Source organism: Enterobacter sp. KB-221C9, assembly GCF_041320715.1.
GTDB classification, from domain to species: domain Bacteria; phylum Pseudomonadota; class Gammaproteobacteria; order Enterobacterales; family Enterobacteriaceae; genus Enterobacter; species Enterobacter asburiae_D.
The window spans coordinates 1-582 of sequence record NZ_JBGIWG010000038.1; the positions used below are offsets into that span (position 1 = coordinate 1).

A 582-nucleotide genomic window follows, 5' to 3' on the forward strand; every position below is an offset into this window, starting at 1 on the left:
ATCCGGGTTGCGGACAGTGTCTGGTGGGTAGTTTGACTGGGGCGGTCTCCTCCCAAAGAGTAACGGAGGAGCACGAAGGTTAGCTAATCCTGGTCGGACATCAGGAGGTTAGTGCAATGGCATAAGCTAGCTTGACTGCGAGAGTGACGGCTCGAGCAGGTGCGAAAGCAGGTCATAGTGATCCGGTGGTTCTGAATGGAAGGGCCATCGCTCAACGGATAAAAGGTACTCCGGGGATAACAGGCTGATACCGCCCAAGAGTTCATATCGACGGCGGTGTTTGGCACCTCGATGTCGGCTCATCACATCCTGGGGCTGAAGTAGGTCCCAAGGGTATGGCTGTTCGCCATTTAAAGTGGTACGCGAGCTGGGTTTAGAACGTCGTGAGACAGTTCGGTCCCTATCTGCCGTGGGCGCTGGAGAATTGAGGGGGGCTGCTCCTAGTACGAGAGGACCGGAGTGGACGCATCACTGGTGTTCGGGTTGTCATGCCAATGGCATTGCCCGGTAGCTAAATGCGGAAAAGATAAGTGCTGAAAGCATCTAAGCACGAAACTTGCCCCGAGATGAGTTCTCCCTGAC

1 rRNA gene is annotated in these 582 nt (G+C 55.0%); it reads left to right on the forward strand.

Annotated elements, in window-relative coordinates:
• Positions 1-582, forward strand: a 23S ribosomal RNA gene (locus AB8846_RS23300); the annotation flags it as partial.